Source organism: Vibrio sp. 10N.247.310.98, assembly GCF_041467395.1.
Taxonomy (GTDB): domain Bacteria; phylum Pseudomonadota; class Gammaproteobacteria; order Enterobacterales; family Vibrionaceae; genus Vibrio; species Vibrio crassostreae_C.
Genome location: NZ_JBFSUL010000007.1, coordinates 78,457 through 92,465, shown reverse-complemented (window position 1 = coordinate 92,465; position 14,009 = coordinate 78,457). Strand labels below are relative to the sequence as shown.

Genomic DNA, 14,009 nt, shown 5'->3' with positions numbered 1-14,009 from the left:
TGGAAGGAGCCAATCATGAGCCAGAATGTATACCAATTTATTGATGTGAATCGCGTAGACCCAGCGAAGAAACCAATCAAGATACGTAAGATTGAGTTTGTAGAGATCTACGAACCTTTCACGAAGCAACAAGCTAAGGCACAAGCCGACCGCTGTTTAGACTGTGGTAACCCCTACTGTGAATGGAAGTGCCCAGTCCATAACTACATCCCTCAATGGCTCAAACTTGCCAATGAGGGGCGCATTATCGAAGCGGCTGAACTGTCTCACCAAACCAACAGCTTGCCTGAGGTTTGCGGACGAGTTTGTCCTCAAGATCGTCTATGTGAAGGCTCTTGTACCCTCAACGACGATTTCGGCGCAGTAACCATCGGCAACATTGAAAAATACATCAATGACAAAGCGTTTGAGATGGGCTGGAAACCAGACATGTCTCACGTTGAATGGACCGACAAAAAGGTCGCGATCATTGGCGCAGGTCCCGCTGGTCTTGCTGCAGCTGATATCTTAGTTCGAAACGGTGTGAAGGCCGTGGTATTTGACCGCTACCCGGAGATCGGTGGCCTGCTAACGTTTGGTATCCCATCGTTCAAACTCGAGAAAGGCATCATGGAAAACCGCCGCCGTATCTTTAGTGGTATGGGCGTCGAGTTTAAGATGAATACCGAAGTCGGTAAAGACGTTCAACTTCAACAACTTGTTGATGATTATGATGCCGTTTTCTTAGGTGTCGGTACTTATAAAAACATGCGAGCAGGGTTAGACAACGAAGAAGCACCGGGCGTTTATGATGCTTTACCCTTCCTTGTTTCCAATACCTACAAGGTCATGGAACTGGATAACCCAACGCCGTTTATCGACATGAAGGGCAAAAAAGTGGTTGTGCTTGGTGGCGGTGATACCGCGATGGACTGTGTGCGAACGTCTATTCGCCAGCATGCAGCTAACGTTGTTTGTGCTTATCGCCGAGATGAAGCAAACATGCCGGGCTCTCGCCGTGAGGTGAAAAATGCAAAAGAGGAAGGCGTGAAGTTCATGTTCAATCTTCAGCCATTAGCATTAGAAACCGATTCATCAGGCCATGTGACTGGCGTCAAAGTGGTGAAAACGGCGCTAGGTGAACCCGATGACGCAGGTCGCCGTCGTCCGGAACCCGTAGAAGGCAGTGAGCATGTTCTTGAAGCAGACGCCGTTATCATGGCATTTGGTTTCCAGCCTCATGCAATGGAGTGGCTAGAACCATTTGGTGTAGAGCTCGATCAATGGGGTCGCATCAAGGCACCCGGCAAACAAGAGTTTCAATACCAAACCACCAACAGTAAGATCTTTGCTGGTGGTGATGCGGTTCGAGGATCTGACTTAGTGGTGACCGCTATCGACGAAGGCCGTAAAGCCGCAGAAGGAATATTGGATTACCTAGAAGTGTGACCAGGGCGTGTTGATCTTTCGAGCTGATTTTTGCAGCGAGTTGCTGGGCATTTATACAAGGCAGAGGCGTCGATGTGTAGCTAGCCTACATGAGAAGCCGATAACGTAGTAGAAATGACCAGCAAACGCTGCCCGAAGGGTTCGAGCTGGGCGCCCCCGCAAAAAGCGTTTTACTCTTTGTTGAGGGAGATTTGCTTAGAGTGACTAGGCTACTTCCCCCTCGCCGCGATTAAAACGCTTTTATCTCGAACAAAATTTAACCACGAAAGGTCAACACGCCCTAGTATAAGGTTTCCTTTATTACTCAGGCCGTTACTATAAAAAAAGGATCCAATGATGGATCCTTTTTTGAATTAGATACGTTTATCACAAGCATATCGAAAATACGTAAACAATCGCAAACAAGCCAATACCTATAACTAAAACAACGCCATAGGAAACACTATGAAAAAAGCCGCTCTCCTTTCTCTATCTCTTTTGACTTTAACCGCTTGTAGCCAAGGAATCACGGACATGAAAGACAGAACTTCATCACTTTGTGGAGACAAACCAAACTGCGTATCAACTCAAGATGACCGTGAGCAGCATGCATTGGCCGCGTTTGAGTTATCAGATTCAGCAAACCTAGATGCGATTGAGCAGGTTGCACTAACCTTACCGGGTTCGAAAACCGCGAGTAAAACAGAAGATTACCTGCGTGTTGAATGTACTTCTCGCATCATGCGCTTTGTCGATGACTTAGAACTTAAGATCACTGATGGCAAACTGATCGTGCGTTCAGAGTCTCGTACTGGTCACTCTGATTTTGGCGTAAACCGAAAGCGTGCTGAACAACTTCGCGCTAGCTTAAAAAGCGAAGGCCTGATCAAATAGATAAAAGAATACGCAGATAAATCGCTGCTATTCGGATGAGAAGTGCTTCTGGGCAGTCGCTCGACACTTCTTATCCATGCTACAATTTCGCTCTACTGTTTAAATATTATTTATTAAGAGACTACACATGAAAATCGGCATCATTGGCGCAATGGAGCAAGAAGTTGCGATCCTAAAGGCAGCAATTTCAGACATTACTGAAGTTAATAAAGGCGGTTGTACCTTTTTCTCTGGTCAGATAAATGGTGTTGACGTTGTTTTGCTTCAATCAGGCATTGGTAAAGTAGCCGCTGCAGTGGGTACTTCAATCCTACTAAGCGAATACCAGCCAGACGTAGTACTGAACACGGGCTCTGCTGGCGGTTTTGATTCAACACTGAACCTTGGCGATGTGGTTATCTCAACTGAAGTTCGTCACCACGATGCAGATGTTACAGCTTTCGGTTACGAAATCGGTCAAATGGCAGGTCAACCTGCAGCGTTCAAAGCGGACGACAAACTGATGGCTGTTGCTGAACAAGCACTAGCGCAAATGGAAGATAAGCACGCCGTTCGCGGTCTTATCTGTACTGGCGACGCATTTGTTTGCACAGCAGAACGCCAAGAGTTCATCCGCAAGCACTTCCCATCTGTCGTTGCTGTAGAGATGGAAGCATCTGCTATCGCTCAAGCTTGTCACCAATTCCAAGTACCATTCGTGGTTGTTCGTGCAATCTCTGACGTTGCAGACAAAGAATCACCAATGAGCTTCGAAGAGTTCCTGCCACTAGCAGCTCAAAGCTCTTCAGAAATGGTTATCAAAATGGTTGCCCTACTAAAGTAAGCGACTAGACATGCAAACACTGTTTGATCAGGTATTTGCAAATGGCGTGCTCCTTGTGATGTGGGGAGCACTGCTTTTTCATTTAATTTTACCTATCCCCCATGCCGCACACCCCACGACCTTATGGCATAAGTTTGCTGAGCTTTTAGCAAGCAAGGTTAATAACAATAACAATAACAACCACAACTATTCCCAAAGTTTAATCTCAGGCACATTAGCCTGGGGGTTAATGGTACTGCCAACTCTGGTTATTCTATTGGCACTGCAACCATTGGTTTGGCAATCTCAACTGTTTGAATTGGCACTGTTATTACTCGCGATTGATTGGCGCAATAATGAAAAGCTGGCTAACCAACTGATCAAAGTACTTGGCCGAGAAGATAAAGCGGCCGCTCGTCAGTTACTGGCTCCGATTGTCAATCGTCAAACCGAATCACTTTCGTCACTTGGCCTCGGCAAAGCCGCCACAGAAACCATAATCATGGGTTACGCTCGTAACGTAGTTTGTGTGTTGTTCTGGTACGCCATTGGTGGTGGAATCGCTGCGTTAATGTATCGCCTTGTGGTCGAGTTAGCTCGAGCTTGGTCGCCAAGTCGCAAGCAGTTTTCTCCTTTCGGCTCAACGGCAATCAAGATCGTCGCTATCCTAGAACTTATACCAATGCGCTTATTTGCCTTGATGATCGTCTTTGGTGATAAAGCAACGCACACATTTAAGATGATGCTAGTCCAAAGTCGCTCTTGGCCACTACCCGGCCCAGCCTGGTTAATCACGGCTGTTGGCAACAAGCTGGAGTTATCATTAGGTGGCCCTGCGATTTACGACAACACTAAAGCCATTCGCGCAAAATTAGGCGGAAGAATCGCACCGTCAGCTCTGCATCTATCTCAGGTTCAGAAACTACTCTTTGGTCGCATCGCTATCTGGATATTTTTACAAAGCCTAGCCTTACTATTTATTCACCAAGGGATTTAGAGTGAAACCTTCAGCACTTGTTACAAGCCTTACTATTTTGTCTTCCAGCTTATGGCTGCCTTTATCATTTGCAGAAGAAGCACCACGGACTCAAGAACAAGTACAGCTGGCTCAACGCGTAGTCAGCCTTGCTCCTCATGCCACTGAACTCGCGTACAGCGCTGGTTTAGGCAACAACCTTGTTGCCGTAAGTGAACGAAGTGATTACCCACCACAAGCCGATAAGCTTGAAAAAGTGGCAAACTATCAAGGTATCAAGGTTGAGAAGATCATCGCACTTCAGCCTGATTTGATTCTTGCGTGGCCAGCGGGAAACCCGCCCAGAGAGCTCGCGAAACTAGAGCAATTTGGTTTTAATATTTACTACTCCAAGACCAAAAGCCTAGACAGTATCGCAACCAATATTGAACAACTGAGCGAATACGCTAGCGATCCAAGCATTGGCGAAAATAACGCTCAGCAATACAGAGAGCAGCTCAACGCGTTGAGACTAGAATACAAAGATGCCGAGCCAGTAAACTACTTCTACCAGCTCAGTGAAAAGCCGATCATCACTGTTGCTCAAGGACACTGGCCAAGTGAGGTGTTTGAGTTTTGTGGTGGCCACAATATTTTTGAAGACAGCGCCTCTCCCTATCCTCAAGTTGGTATTGAACAAGTTGTATTAAGAAAACCGCAAGTAATCTTCACTTCTCAGCACGCGATTGAGAATGGAACCATGTGGCAAACATGGGAAGATGAGATCCCAGCTGTCGCTCAAAATCAGATTTGGTCCCTCAATTCTGACTGGATTAATCGCCCGACAACGAGAACTTTGAAAGCGATCCAACAAGTGTGCGATTTCTTTGATAGAGCTAGGCAAAATCACTAACTATTTGCTGCGTTTTTTCGTACAATTCGCCACCGACCTGTCCCTACAATTTTAACTATAAGAGCACCAGTATCATGGACTCCATGCTGCTTTATATTATCGATTTATTTGGCACTGCCATCTTTGCCGTCTCAGGCGTATTTGTCGCTGGCCGTCTTAAGATGGATCCCTTTGGCGTAGCCGTTCTAGGCAGTGTAACCGCGATTGGCGGCGGCACAATTCGTGACATGGCATTGGGTGCAACTCCCGTGTTTTGGATCACCGATACCACCTACCTTTGGGTCATCATCATCACCTGTTTGCTGACCATGATTATTGTAAGACGCCCGAAACGTCTGGCTTGGTGGATATTGCCGGTATGTGATGCGATTGGCCTAGCGGTGTTTGTTGGCATTGGCGTGGAAAAAGCGCTTATCTATCAAGATTCAGCACTAGTGGCCATCATCATGGGTGTCATCACCGGTTGCGGTGGCGGTATTATCCGCGACGTGCTTGCCCGTGAAGTGCCTATGATTCTAAGAAGTGAAGTCTACGCGACCGCTTGTATCATTGGTGGTGCTTTCCATACCATGGCGATCAGCATGGGGCACGATTCAGAAACTGCATTTCTGGCCGGCGTGTTCTCAACACTATTGATAAGGCTTGGCGCTATTCGTTGGCATTTATCATTGCCGACCTTCGCTATCAAATAAGCTATCGTTACAAAGTGAAAGGCTCCGTAAAGGAGCCTTTCTTAATTTGAGCTCCCCAACACAATTATTATGCTCTCGCGCTACACGTGCGAGCATAGCTAAAAATACCTAACTTGGTTCAAAGCTTTAGTTTCAAGACTAGAGAATGAATGTTGTTTGAGGTAAGTTGAAACAATCATTCCCAAATTTCATGAATATAACCCAATGCTACTCGAAGGAATCGAAACTCTACTGGTATTGAGTAAAGCAAAGACCATGAGCCGCACAGGCAGTTTGCTTTATATCAGCCAATCAGCGGTCAGCAAACGGATTGCGAATTTAGAAAAGAAGCTAGGTAAAAAGCTCATTGAACCGAGTGGCCGACAGATAAAACTCACGCCAGATGCGATAGCATTAATCGAGAGTATTGGCCCGACATTCAATGAACTTCGTGGGCTTATTTATGAACAGCAAGAGTTGGAAGATACCACTCTCATCACCCTAGACAGCAATAAGTCTCTGATAGCCGGTTATTTAGGTGAGATGATGGGCCAGTTCATCCAGCAAGATAAGTACATCACCATTACCACCAACCACACGCCGAGAATTATCGAACGGGTGCAGTCCGGCAAGGCGACCTTGGGGTTGTGTGCTGGCTTACTGCCACCACATCATGGGTTGATGACCTTCCATCTTTTTGATGAACCGTTTTACATAGTGAGTAAGTCGCCGCTAACGGATCTCCCTCCAATGGTCATCACTAACGACATGACCAATCCAGCCAATTCTTATCAACTTTCTGTATTAGAAAAATTTGGTATCAAACCCTTGATGGAGATGGATGCCTACACCGCAGCGGCGCAACTTGCATTGGGCGGGACTGGGCCAGCGTTGATCCCGCTCTCTATCGTAAAAACACTCAATATTGAGCCTCAATATCTGTATAGCTTCACCGAATTAGCAGGCTTGATTCGGCCGATTCATATCTGTGTCAGACCAAATAGTTACCAGTCTCCACGAGTTAAAACACTGATAGAATCCATTGTTGATGCTGTTCCCAAAGCAGTTTAGACGCCATTAGCATCGACATCACGATCACAAGGGGGCGAATCCATTTCTGCCCTTTTGTCACCACCACTTTAGCGCCAAGCTGAGCGCCCATAAATCCACCGACCGCCATCACTAATCCCAACTCCCAAATAGGCAAACCAGCCAAAATAAAGAAAATTAAGGCAGCGATATTCGAGGTAAAGTTAAGTACTTTAGTACGCGCCGTAGCATCGACTAACGAGAAGTGACCAATAGCAACAAAGCAGACGGTGAAGATAGAACCTGTTCCTGGGCCAAAAAAGCCATCATAGAAACCCACGCCGCCACCAATACACAGAGCAAACATCGCCTCAGAGATCTTCTGTTTTCCTTCAGACGCTCTAGTTTGGGGTGCCAACAGGAAATAGAGAGAGATAGCGATAAGCAGCAGTGGGATAACACTGGTCAGTAGGCTCGCATCAATGTGCTGGACTAACTCAGCGCCAATTGCAGAGCCAATAAAGGTACAAAAGATAGCAAGGCGCATCTCTTTGATGCTGACGATACCGTTGCGCACGAAATACCAACTCGCGGAGAAGCTGCCAAATGAGCTTTGGAGTTTGTTGGTTGCCAGTGCCTGCGTGGGTGGAACTCCAGCCGCTAGCAATGCAGGTAGAGTCAGTAACCCACCGCCGCCAGCCATTGCATCAATAAAGCCTGCTGCCGTTGCAACAACAAACAAGATAGCCAATATTTCTAGAGTAATTTCCATATACCCAACGCCTTAAAATCCTGTGTAGCGACAAGTTACCACTCACAGCAGACGAGCAATAACGAAACACAAGATTCTAACCTATTCCAAATATTCATCATTAAGCTACCGCGGAATAACAGACATAAAAAAGCCCACTCCGAGGAGTGGGCTTTGAGCATTTATATCCGCATATCAGCGATACACTTTAGGCGATTAAGCTTGAGAAGCTTTAACCTGAGCGTGTAGCTCTTGAACTGAAGTTACTGACGTTTTCGCGTCTGCAGTGTGCGCCATACAAGTCGCGAATGCAGCATTTAGCGTAGTCGTGTAGTTAACTTTCTCAGCAAGTGCACCACGACGAAGAACTTTAGAATCTTCAATCGCTTGACGGCCAGCTGCAGTGTTCACGATGTACGTATACTCGTTGTTCTTGATACGGTCAAGAATGTGAGGACGACCTTCGTGTACCTTGTTTACTAGACGTGGGTTGATGCCCGCTTCGCCAAGGATAACCGCAGTACCGTGAGTTGCGTCTAGCTGGTAACCAAGCTTAGATAGTTTAGATGCTAGGTCAACAACACGCTCTTTGTCGCCTTCGCGAACAGAAAGAAGTGCACGACCGCCTTCTGGGTAGATGTTACCACAACCCAATTCAGCTTTAGAGTATGCTTCTGCGAACGTCGCACCAACACCCATAACTTCACCAGTAGAGCGCATTTCTGGGCCTAACAGTGGGTCAACACCAGGGAACTTGTTGAATGGAAGTACAACTTCTTTCACTGAGTAGTAAGGTGGGATGATTTCTTTGGTAAAGCCTTGAGACTCTAGAGATTGACCCGCCATTACACGAGCGGCAATCTTAGCGATTGGCGCACCAGTTGCTTTAGATACGAATGGAACCGTACGTGCTGCACGAGGGTTAACCTCGATTAGGTACACTTCATTGTTCTTAACAGCAAACTGCGTGTTCATCAGACCACGAACACCCAACTCGAACGCTAGCTTTTCAACTTGCTCGCGCATTACGTCTTGGATTTCTTGGCTTAGCGTGTATGCAGGAAGAGAACATGCTGAGTCACCAGAGTGAACACCCGCTTGCTCGATGTGCTCCATAATACCGCCGATTACAACGCGCTCACCGTCACAAATCGCATCTACGTCTACTTCAACAGCGTCATCTAGGAAGCTATCAAGTAGTACTGGAGATTCGTTTGATACGCTAACTGCTTCGTTGAAGTAGCGACGTAGGTCTTGCTCGTCGTATACGATTTCCATCGCACGACCACCAAGTACGTAAGAAGGACGTACAACAAGTGGGAAGCCGATTTCACGAGATTTCTCTACCGCTTGCTCCATTGTTGTTACTGTCGCGTTTTCTGGTTGAAGTAGGCCTAGACGGTCTACAGCAACTTGGAAACGCTCACGGTCTTCTGCACGGTCGATTGCGTCTGGGCTAGTACCGATGATTGGTACGCCAGCAGCTTCAAGAGCACGTGCCAGTTTAAGTGGCGTTTGACCACCGTACTGAACGATAACGCCTTTTGGCTTCTCAACACGAGCGATTGCTAGTACGTCTTCCAGAGTTACTGGTTCGAAGTACAGACGGTCAGACGTATCGTAGTCTGTAGAAACTGTCTCAGGGTTACAGTTAACCATGATAGTTTCGTAGCCATCTTCACGTAGCGCTAGTGATGCGTGTACACAACAGTAGTCAAATTCAATGCCTTGGCCGATACGGTTTGGACCGCCGCCTAGAATCATGATTTTTTCTTTGTCTGTTGGGTTTGCTTCACACTCGTCATCGTAAGATGAGTACATGTAAGCCGTATCTGAAGAGAACTCAGCTGCACACGTATCTACACGCTTGTATACCGGGTGGATATCGTATTGGTCACGTAGACGACGGATTTCGCTTTCCGCTACACCTAGAATCTTAGATAGGCGCGCATCAGCAAAACCTTTACGCTTAAGCTTGTTTAGCTCGTCTTTATTTAGACCAGCAAAGCCTTTCGCTTTAAGTTCTTGCTCTAGCTTAACGATGTCTTCGATTTGAACTAGGAACCAACGGTCGATTTGCGTTAGGTTGAATACACCATCTACCGACATACCAGCACGGAATGCGTCAGCGATGTACCAAATACGCTCTGCGCCAGCTTCTTTAAGTTCGTGACGGATAGTCGTTAGAGCATCTGGTGCGTCTAGGTCTACCATTTCGTCAAAACCAGTCGCGCCAACTTCTAGGCCGCGAAGTGCTTTTTGTAGAGATTCTTGTTGGTTACGGCCGATGGCCATAACTTCACCAACCGACTTCATTTGCGTCGTTAGGCGGTCGTTAGCACCTGCAAACTTCTCGAAGTTAAAACGAGGAATCTTAGTTACTACGTAGTCGATTGTTGGTTCGAATGATGCTGGAGTTGCGCCGCCAGTGATGTCATTCATTAGCTCGTCTAGCGTGAAACCAACAGCCAGTTTCGCTGCAATCTTAGCGATTGGGAAACCTGTTGCTTTAGATGCTAGTGCAGAAGAGCGAGATACACGTGGGTTCATCTCGATGATAACCATACGGCCATCTTTCGGGTTGATACCAAACTGTACGTTTGAACCACCTGTTTCAACACCAATCTCGCGTAGTACTGCTAGAGATGCGTTACGCATTAGTTGGTATTCTTTGTCTGTCAGCGTTTGAGCTGGAGCCACGGTGATTGAGTCACCAGTGTGAATACCCATAGGGTCGAAGTTTTCAATCGCACATACGATGATGCAGTTGTCGTTTTTGTCACGAACCACTTCCATCTCGTACTCTTTCCAACCGATAAGTGATTCATCGATAAGAAGTTCGTTAGTTGGAGATAAATCCAAACCACGACGACAGATTTCTTCAAATTCTTCTTTGTTGTAAGCGATACCGCCACCAGTACCACCCATCGTGAACGATGGACGAATGATACAAGGGAAGCCAACCATGTCTAAAACTTTGTAAGCTTCTTCCATCGTTTTCGCTGTATCAGCAGTTGGACACTCAAGGCCAATTGCTTTCATTGCTTTATCGAAGCGTGAACGGTCTTCTGCTTTATCGATAGCGTCAGCCGTTGCACCAATCATTTCAACACCGAACTCTTCAAGAACGCCGTGCTTTTCTAGGTCTAGAGCACAGTTCAATGCAGTTTGGCCACCCATAGTAGGTAGAACTGCATCAGGCTTCTCTTTAGCGATGATGTTACGCACAACTTCCCATTGGATAGGCTCGATGTAAGTTGCATCTGCCATGTCTGGGTCAGTCATGATTGTCGCTGGGTTTGAGTTTACAAGAATAACTCGGTAACCTTCTTCGCGAAGCGCTTTACAAGCTTGAGCACCAGAGTAATCGAACTCACATGCTTGGCCGATAACGATCGGGCCAGCACCTAGAATAAGAATACTTTTAATGTCAGTACGTTTTGGCATTGTCTACTACTCCGAATTACGCTGTGTGCTGTTTGATTAGTTCAATAAAGTGGTCGAATAACGGCGCTGCATCTTCTGGACCTGGGCTTGCTTCAGGGTGACCTTGGAAGCTGAATGCTGGTTTGTCTGTACGGTGAATACCTTGTAGAGAACCATCAAATAGTGATTTGTGCGTTGCACGTAATGTCTCTGGAAGGGTTTCTTCGTCAGCAGCAAAGCCGTGGTTTTGCGAAGTAATCATCACAACATCACGATCTAAATCTTTAACCGGGTGGTTTGCGCCGTGGTGACCAAACTTCATCTTCACTGTCTTAGCGCCTGACGCAAGAGCAAGAATCTGGTGACCTAGACAGATACCGAAGATTGGTAAGCCTTTTTCTAGGAACACTTTTGTCGCTTCAATTGCGTAAGTACATGGTTCTGGGTCACCAGGGCCATTTGAAAGGAAAACACCGTCTGGGTTCAGAGCAAGTACTTCTTCAGCTGAAGTCTCAGCAGGAACAACCGTTAGGCGGCAGCCGCGGTCAACAAGCATTCGTAGGATGTTTCGTTTTGCACCGAAGTCATAAGCAACAACGTGGTATGGCAATTCTGAGTCTGCTTTCGCTTCAGGAAGTCCACCCGTAAGCGTCCACGAACCTTGTTTCCATTGATACGCTTCTTTTGTTGTAACTTCTTTCGCAAGGTCCATACCTTTCAGGCCAGGGAATTCTTTTGCTTTAGCAAGAGCTAGAGCTTCGTCTAGGTTTCCATCGTTTACTGAAGAGCCAGCTACGATACAACCGTTCTGTGCGCCTTTTTCACGAAGAATACGCGTCAGCTTACGAGTATCGATATCAGCGATACCAACAACGTTTTGCGACTTAAGGTAATCAGAAAGGGATTGTTCATTACGGAAGTTAGAAGCGATTAGAGGGAGATCGCGAATCACAAGGCCTTGAGCGTGGATTGAAGAAGATTCTTCGTCTTCGGAATTGGTTCCGGTATTGCCAATGTGAGGGTAAGTAAGGGTAACGATTTGTTGAGAATAGGAAGGATCAGTGAGGATTTCTTGGTACCCCGTCATCGAGGTATTAAAAACGACTTCACCAACTGCAGAACCTACAGCGCCAATGGCTTCACCGTGAAATACTGTCCCATCTTCTAGGACGAGTAGTGCTGACTTCTTCAAGACAACCTCCAGAAATAAAAATGCATTAAAATTGATTTAATTTGCAAATCTACCTTCCTGCAACACCAAAAACTGCGTGTTTATGGAAATTAGACAAATTGGCGGTATTTTAGTGATCTGCGTGATACGTGTCAACATTTAACTCAAAAGAAATTAAACATTTGTAAGGACTAATTCAATTTACCCCCTCAAAGCTCCAAAAGTTCAACTTTCATACGCATTTAGCTCGAATATTACGATTTTCTAATTTTCACCCCTCATTTTAGCCAACCATAGAGTGATAAAAATATCAGCAACAAAACGCAATCGATAAATACCAAGAGAAAACATGACAATTTAAAGATCTAAAACAAAAAACATACTAAAGACCACATAAACAGCATAGAAATGGAGTCAAAAAGGCGATAAGAAGAAAGTAGAAGGAAGATCGGAGAAGTGAGATTACTAAGGAAAAGGCACCAAATAAAGAAAGCGCCGGCAATTGCCAGCGCATAAATATCTATTTATAGGTCATTCAAACCAAGCACATCCGTCATGGTATAAAAGCCTGCTGGTTTATCATTTAACCAAACCGCGGCCTTGATTGCGCCATTAGCAAAGGTCATTCGATCAGTGGCTTTATGGGTAATTTCCACTCGTTCACCGATATCAGCAAACATAGCGGTGTGTTCACCAATAATGTCACCGGCACGAATCGTCGCGAAACCAATCTCATCTTTAGTGCGCTCGCCAGTAATACCCTCGCGTGACCATACAGCTACATCGTTCAGCTCGTTGCCCATAGCACCCGCAATAGCTTCGCCCATACCAATCGCAGTACCTGACGGTGCATCGACTTTATGGCGGTGGTGCGCCTCAACGATCTCGACATCACAGTAATCGCCCATCACTTTAGCGGCCTTCTCTAGCAGCTTAAATACAAGGTTCACACCAACGCTGTAGTTAGGTGCCATTACGATAGCCATCTCTTTTGAAGCAGCATCAATCACCTGCTTCTCTTCTTCAGAGAAGCCCGTTGTACCGATGATCAGTTTTTTACCGTGACGTTTACAAAGTTCAATATTCGCTAATGTGCTAACAGGGGCAGTAAAATCGACAATCACATCAAACCCTTCGATGGCTTTAGACAAATCATCGACTAAAGCAACATCAAAACGACCTTCACCGCATAACTCGCCGACATCTACGCCGACCAAAGATGACTCTGGACGCTCTGAACCAGCTCCAACACTTGCTTCTGAATTATGATGAGCGGCTTTCACCAAGTTGCGGCCCATGCGGCCCGCTGCTCCTGCAATTGCAATTCTTACCACTGCGAATATCTCCATTGTTTTGGTTACCGTTGCCACTTATCTCTTGCAGCAACGTTCAATCGATTAATCTCTTTAAACTAACAACAATCTCAAACTCAGGCTAGCAATTACGAAAACTCTTTTATTACTCGCTCTAAAATTGGCACATTTGCCTCTGGGAAGGCGTATTGATTCAATGATTCTAGGCTTACCCATTCACCTTGTTGACCTTCTTTGCCATAAGGCTGCTCTTCAAAGTCGGTCACAAGGATGAAGTCGAACTTAAGCGACTTATCGGTGTAATCAAATTCAAGGTGCTCAAACAGAGACTGCTCTGTCACCTTGATGCCAATCTCTTCATCAAGCTCGCGAGTCATCGCTTGCTCAATGGTTTCACCCTCTTCAACCTTGCCACCTGGAAATTCCCAGAAACCGCCTTTGTGTTTGTCGTCTGGACGTTTAGTGATAAATACCTGTGACTTATCTTGGTTGAAGATAATGCCCGCTACAATGTGGATTCTTTTCATATGATGGTGTTCCTTAATAAAACGTGAACTCACATAGTCCCTGAATACGTCATCCTCAAGAAGGAGGACCGACTGAGCTGGGGAGCTAAAACAACGTGAGCCTAACTAAACGAGATTCCCTACTACGCTCGTTCTCGCTATAGGGAATGG

The 14,009-nt window shown here is 46.1% G+C and carries 12 protein-coding genes; 7 read left to right on the top strand and 5 right to left on the bottom strand.

Features of this window, described 5'->3' with window-relative positions; genetic code table 11:
* Positions 1-15 precede the first annotated feature (15 nt).
* The 7 genes from AB6E78_RS05030 (at position 16) to AB6E78_RS05000 (ending at position 6,713) form a co-directional block, all read left to right on the top strand.
* Entirely contained in the window at positions 16-1,428 is a 1,413-nt protein-coding gene (locus AB6E78_RS05030; RefSeq protein WP_004734983.1) for an FAD-dependent oxidoreductase, read from the top strand.
* 444 nt (positions 1,429-1,872) lie between these two features.
* Positions 1,873-2,301, top strand: a complete 429-nt coding sequence (locus AB6E78_RS05025; protein ID WP_135444439.1) for a DUF1499 domain-containing protein — start codon at positions 1,873-1,875, stop codon at positions 2,299-2,301.
* Positions 2,302-2,428: 127 nt separating this feature from the next.
* Entirely contained in the window at positions 2,429-3,124 is a 696-nt protein-coding gene (mtnN, locus tag AB6E78_RS05020; protein ID WP_017090520.1) for a 5'-methylthioadenosine/S-adenosylhomocysteine nucleosidase, read from the top strand.
* Between the two features lie 10 nt (positions 3,125-3,134).
* Positions 3,135-4,100, top strand: coding sequence for a cobalamin biosynthesis family protein (locus AB6E78_RS05015; RefSeq protein WP_017070822.1), 966 nt, complete (start codon positions 3,135-3,137; stop codon positions 4,098-4,100).
* A gap of 1 nt (position 4,101) precedes the next feature.
* On the top strand, positions 4,102-4,971 hold the full coding sequence (gene btuF / locus AB6E78_RS05010) for a vitamin B12 ABC transporter substrate-binding protein BtuF (RefSeq protein WP_017059298.1): 870 nt from the start codon (positions 4,102-4,104) through the stop codon (positions 4,969-4,971).
* A gap of 74 nt (positions 4,972-5,045) precedes the next feature.
* On the top strand, positions 5,046-5,663 hold the full coding sequence (locus AB6E78_RS05005) for a TRIC cation channel family protein (RefSeq protein ID WP_050649519.1): 618 nt from the start codon (positions 5,046-5,048) through the stop codon (positions 5,661-5,663).
* 204 nt (positions 5,664-5,867) lie between these two features.
* Positions 5,868-6,713, top strand: a complete 846-nt coding sequence (locus AB6E78_RS05000) for a LysR family transcriptional regulator (RefSeq protein WP_102394343.1) — start codon at positions 5,868-5,870, stop codon at positions 6,711-6,713.
* Here the strand turns inward: AB6E78_RS05000 and AB6E78_RS04995 are convergent.
* The 5 genes from AB6E78_RS04995 to mutT form a co-directional block, all read right to left on the bottom strand.
* Entirely contained in the window at positions 6,664-7,443 is a 780-nt protein-coding gene (locus AB6E78_RS04995; RefSeq protein ID WP_012603222.1) for a TSUP family transporter, read from the bottom strand. The two genes, AB6E78_RS05000 and AB6E78_RS04995, sit on opposite strands and share 50 nt — an antisense overlap.
* Positions 7,444-7,638: 195 nt before the next feature.
* Positions 7,639-10,869, bottom strand: a complete 3,231-nt coding sequence (carB, locus tag AB6E78_RS04990) for a carbamoyl-phosphate synthase large subunit (RefSeq protein ID WP_017059294.1) — start codon at positions 10,867-10,869, stop codon at positions 7,639-7,641.
* A gap of 16 nt (positions 10,870-10,885) precedes the next feature.
* Positions 10,886-12,040, bottom strand: coding sequence for a glutamine-hydrolyzing carbamoyl-phosphate synthase small subunit (carA, locus tag AB6E78_RS04985; protein WP_010434758.1), 1,155 nt, complete (start codon positions 12,038-12,040; stop codon positions 10,886-10,888).
* Between the two features lie 503 nt (positions 12,041-12,543).
* Complete coding sequence (gene dapB, locus AB6E78_RS04980) at positions 12,544-13,368, bottom strand: 4-hydroxy-tetrahydrodipicolinate reductase (RefSeq protein WP_372132813.1); 825 nt, start codon at positions 13,366-13,368, stop codon at positions 12,544-12,546.
* A 92-nt stretch (positions 13,369-13,460) separates the two neighbouring features.
* Positions 13,461-13,859, bottom strand: a complete 399-nt coding sequence (mutT, locus tag AB6E78_RS04975; protein ID WP_048618233.1) for an 8-oxo-dGTP diphosphatase MutT — start codon at positions 13,857-13,859, stop codon at positions 13,461-13,463.
* Positions 13,860-14,009: the final 150 nt, after the last annotated feature.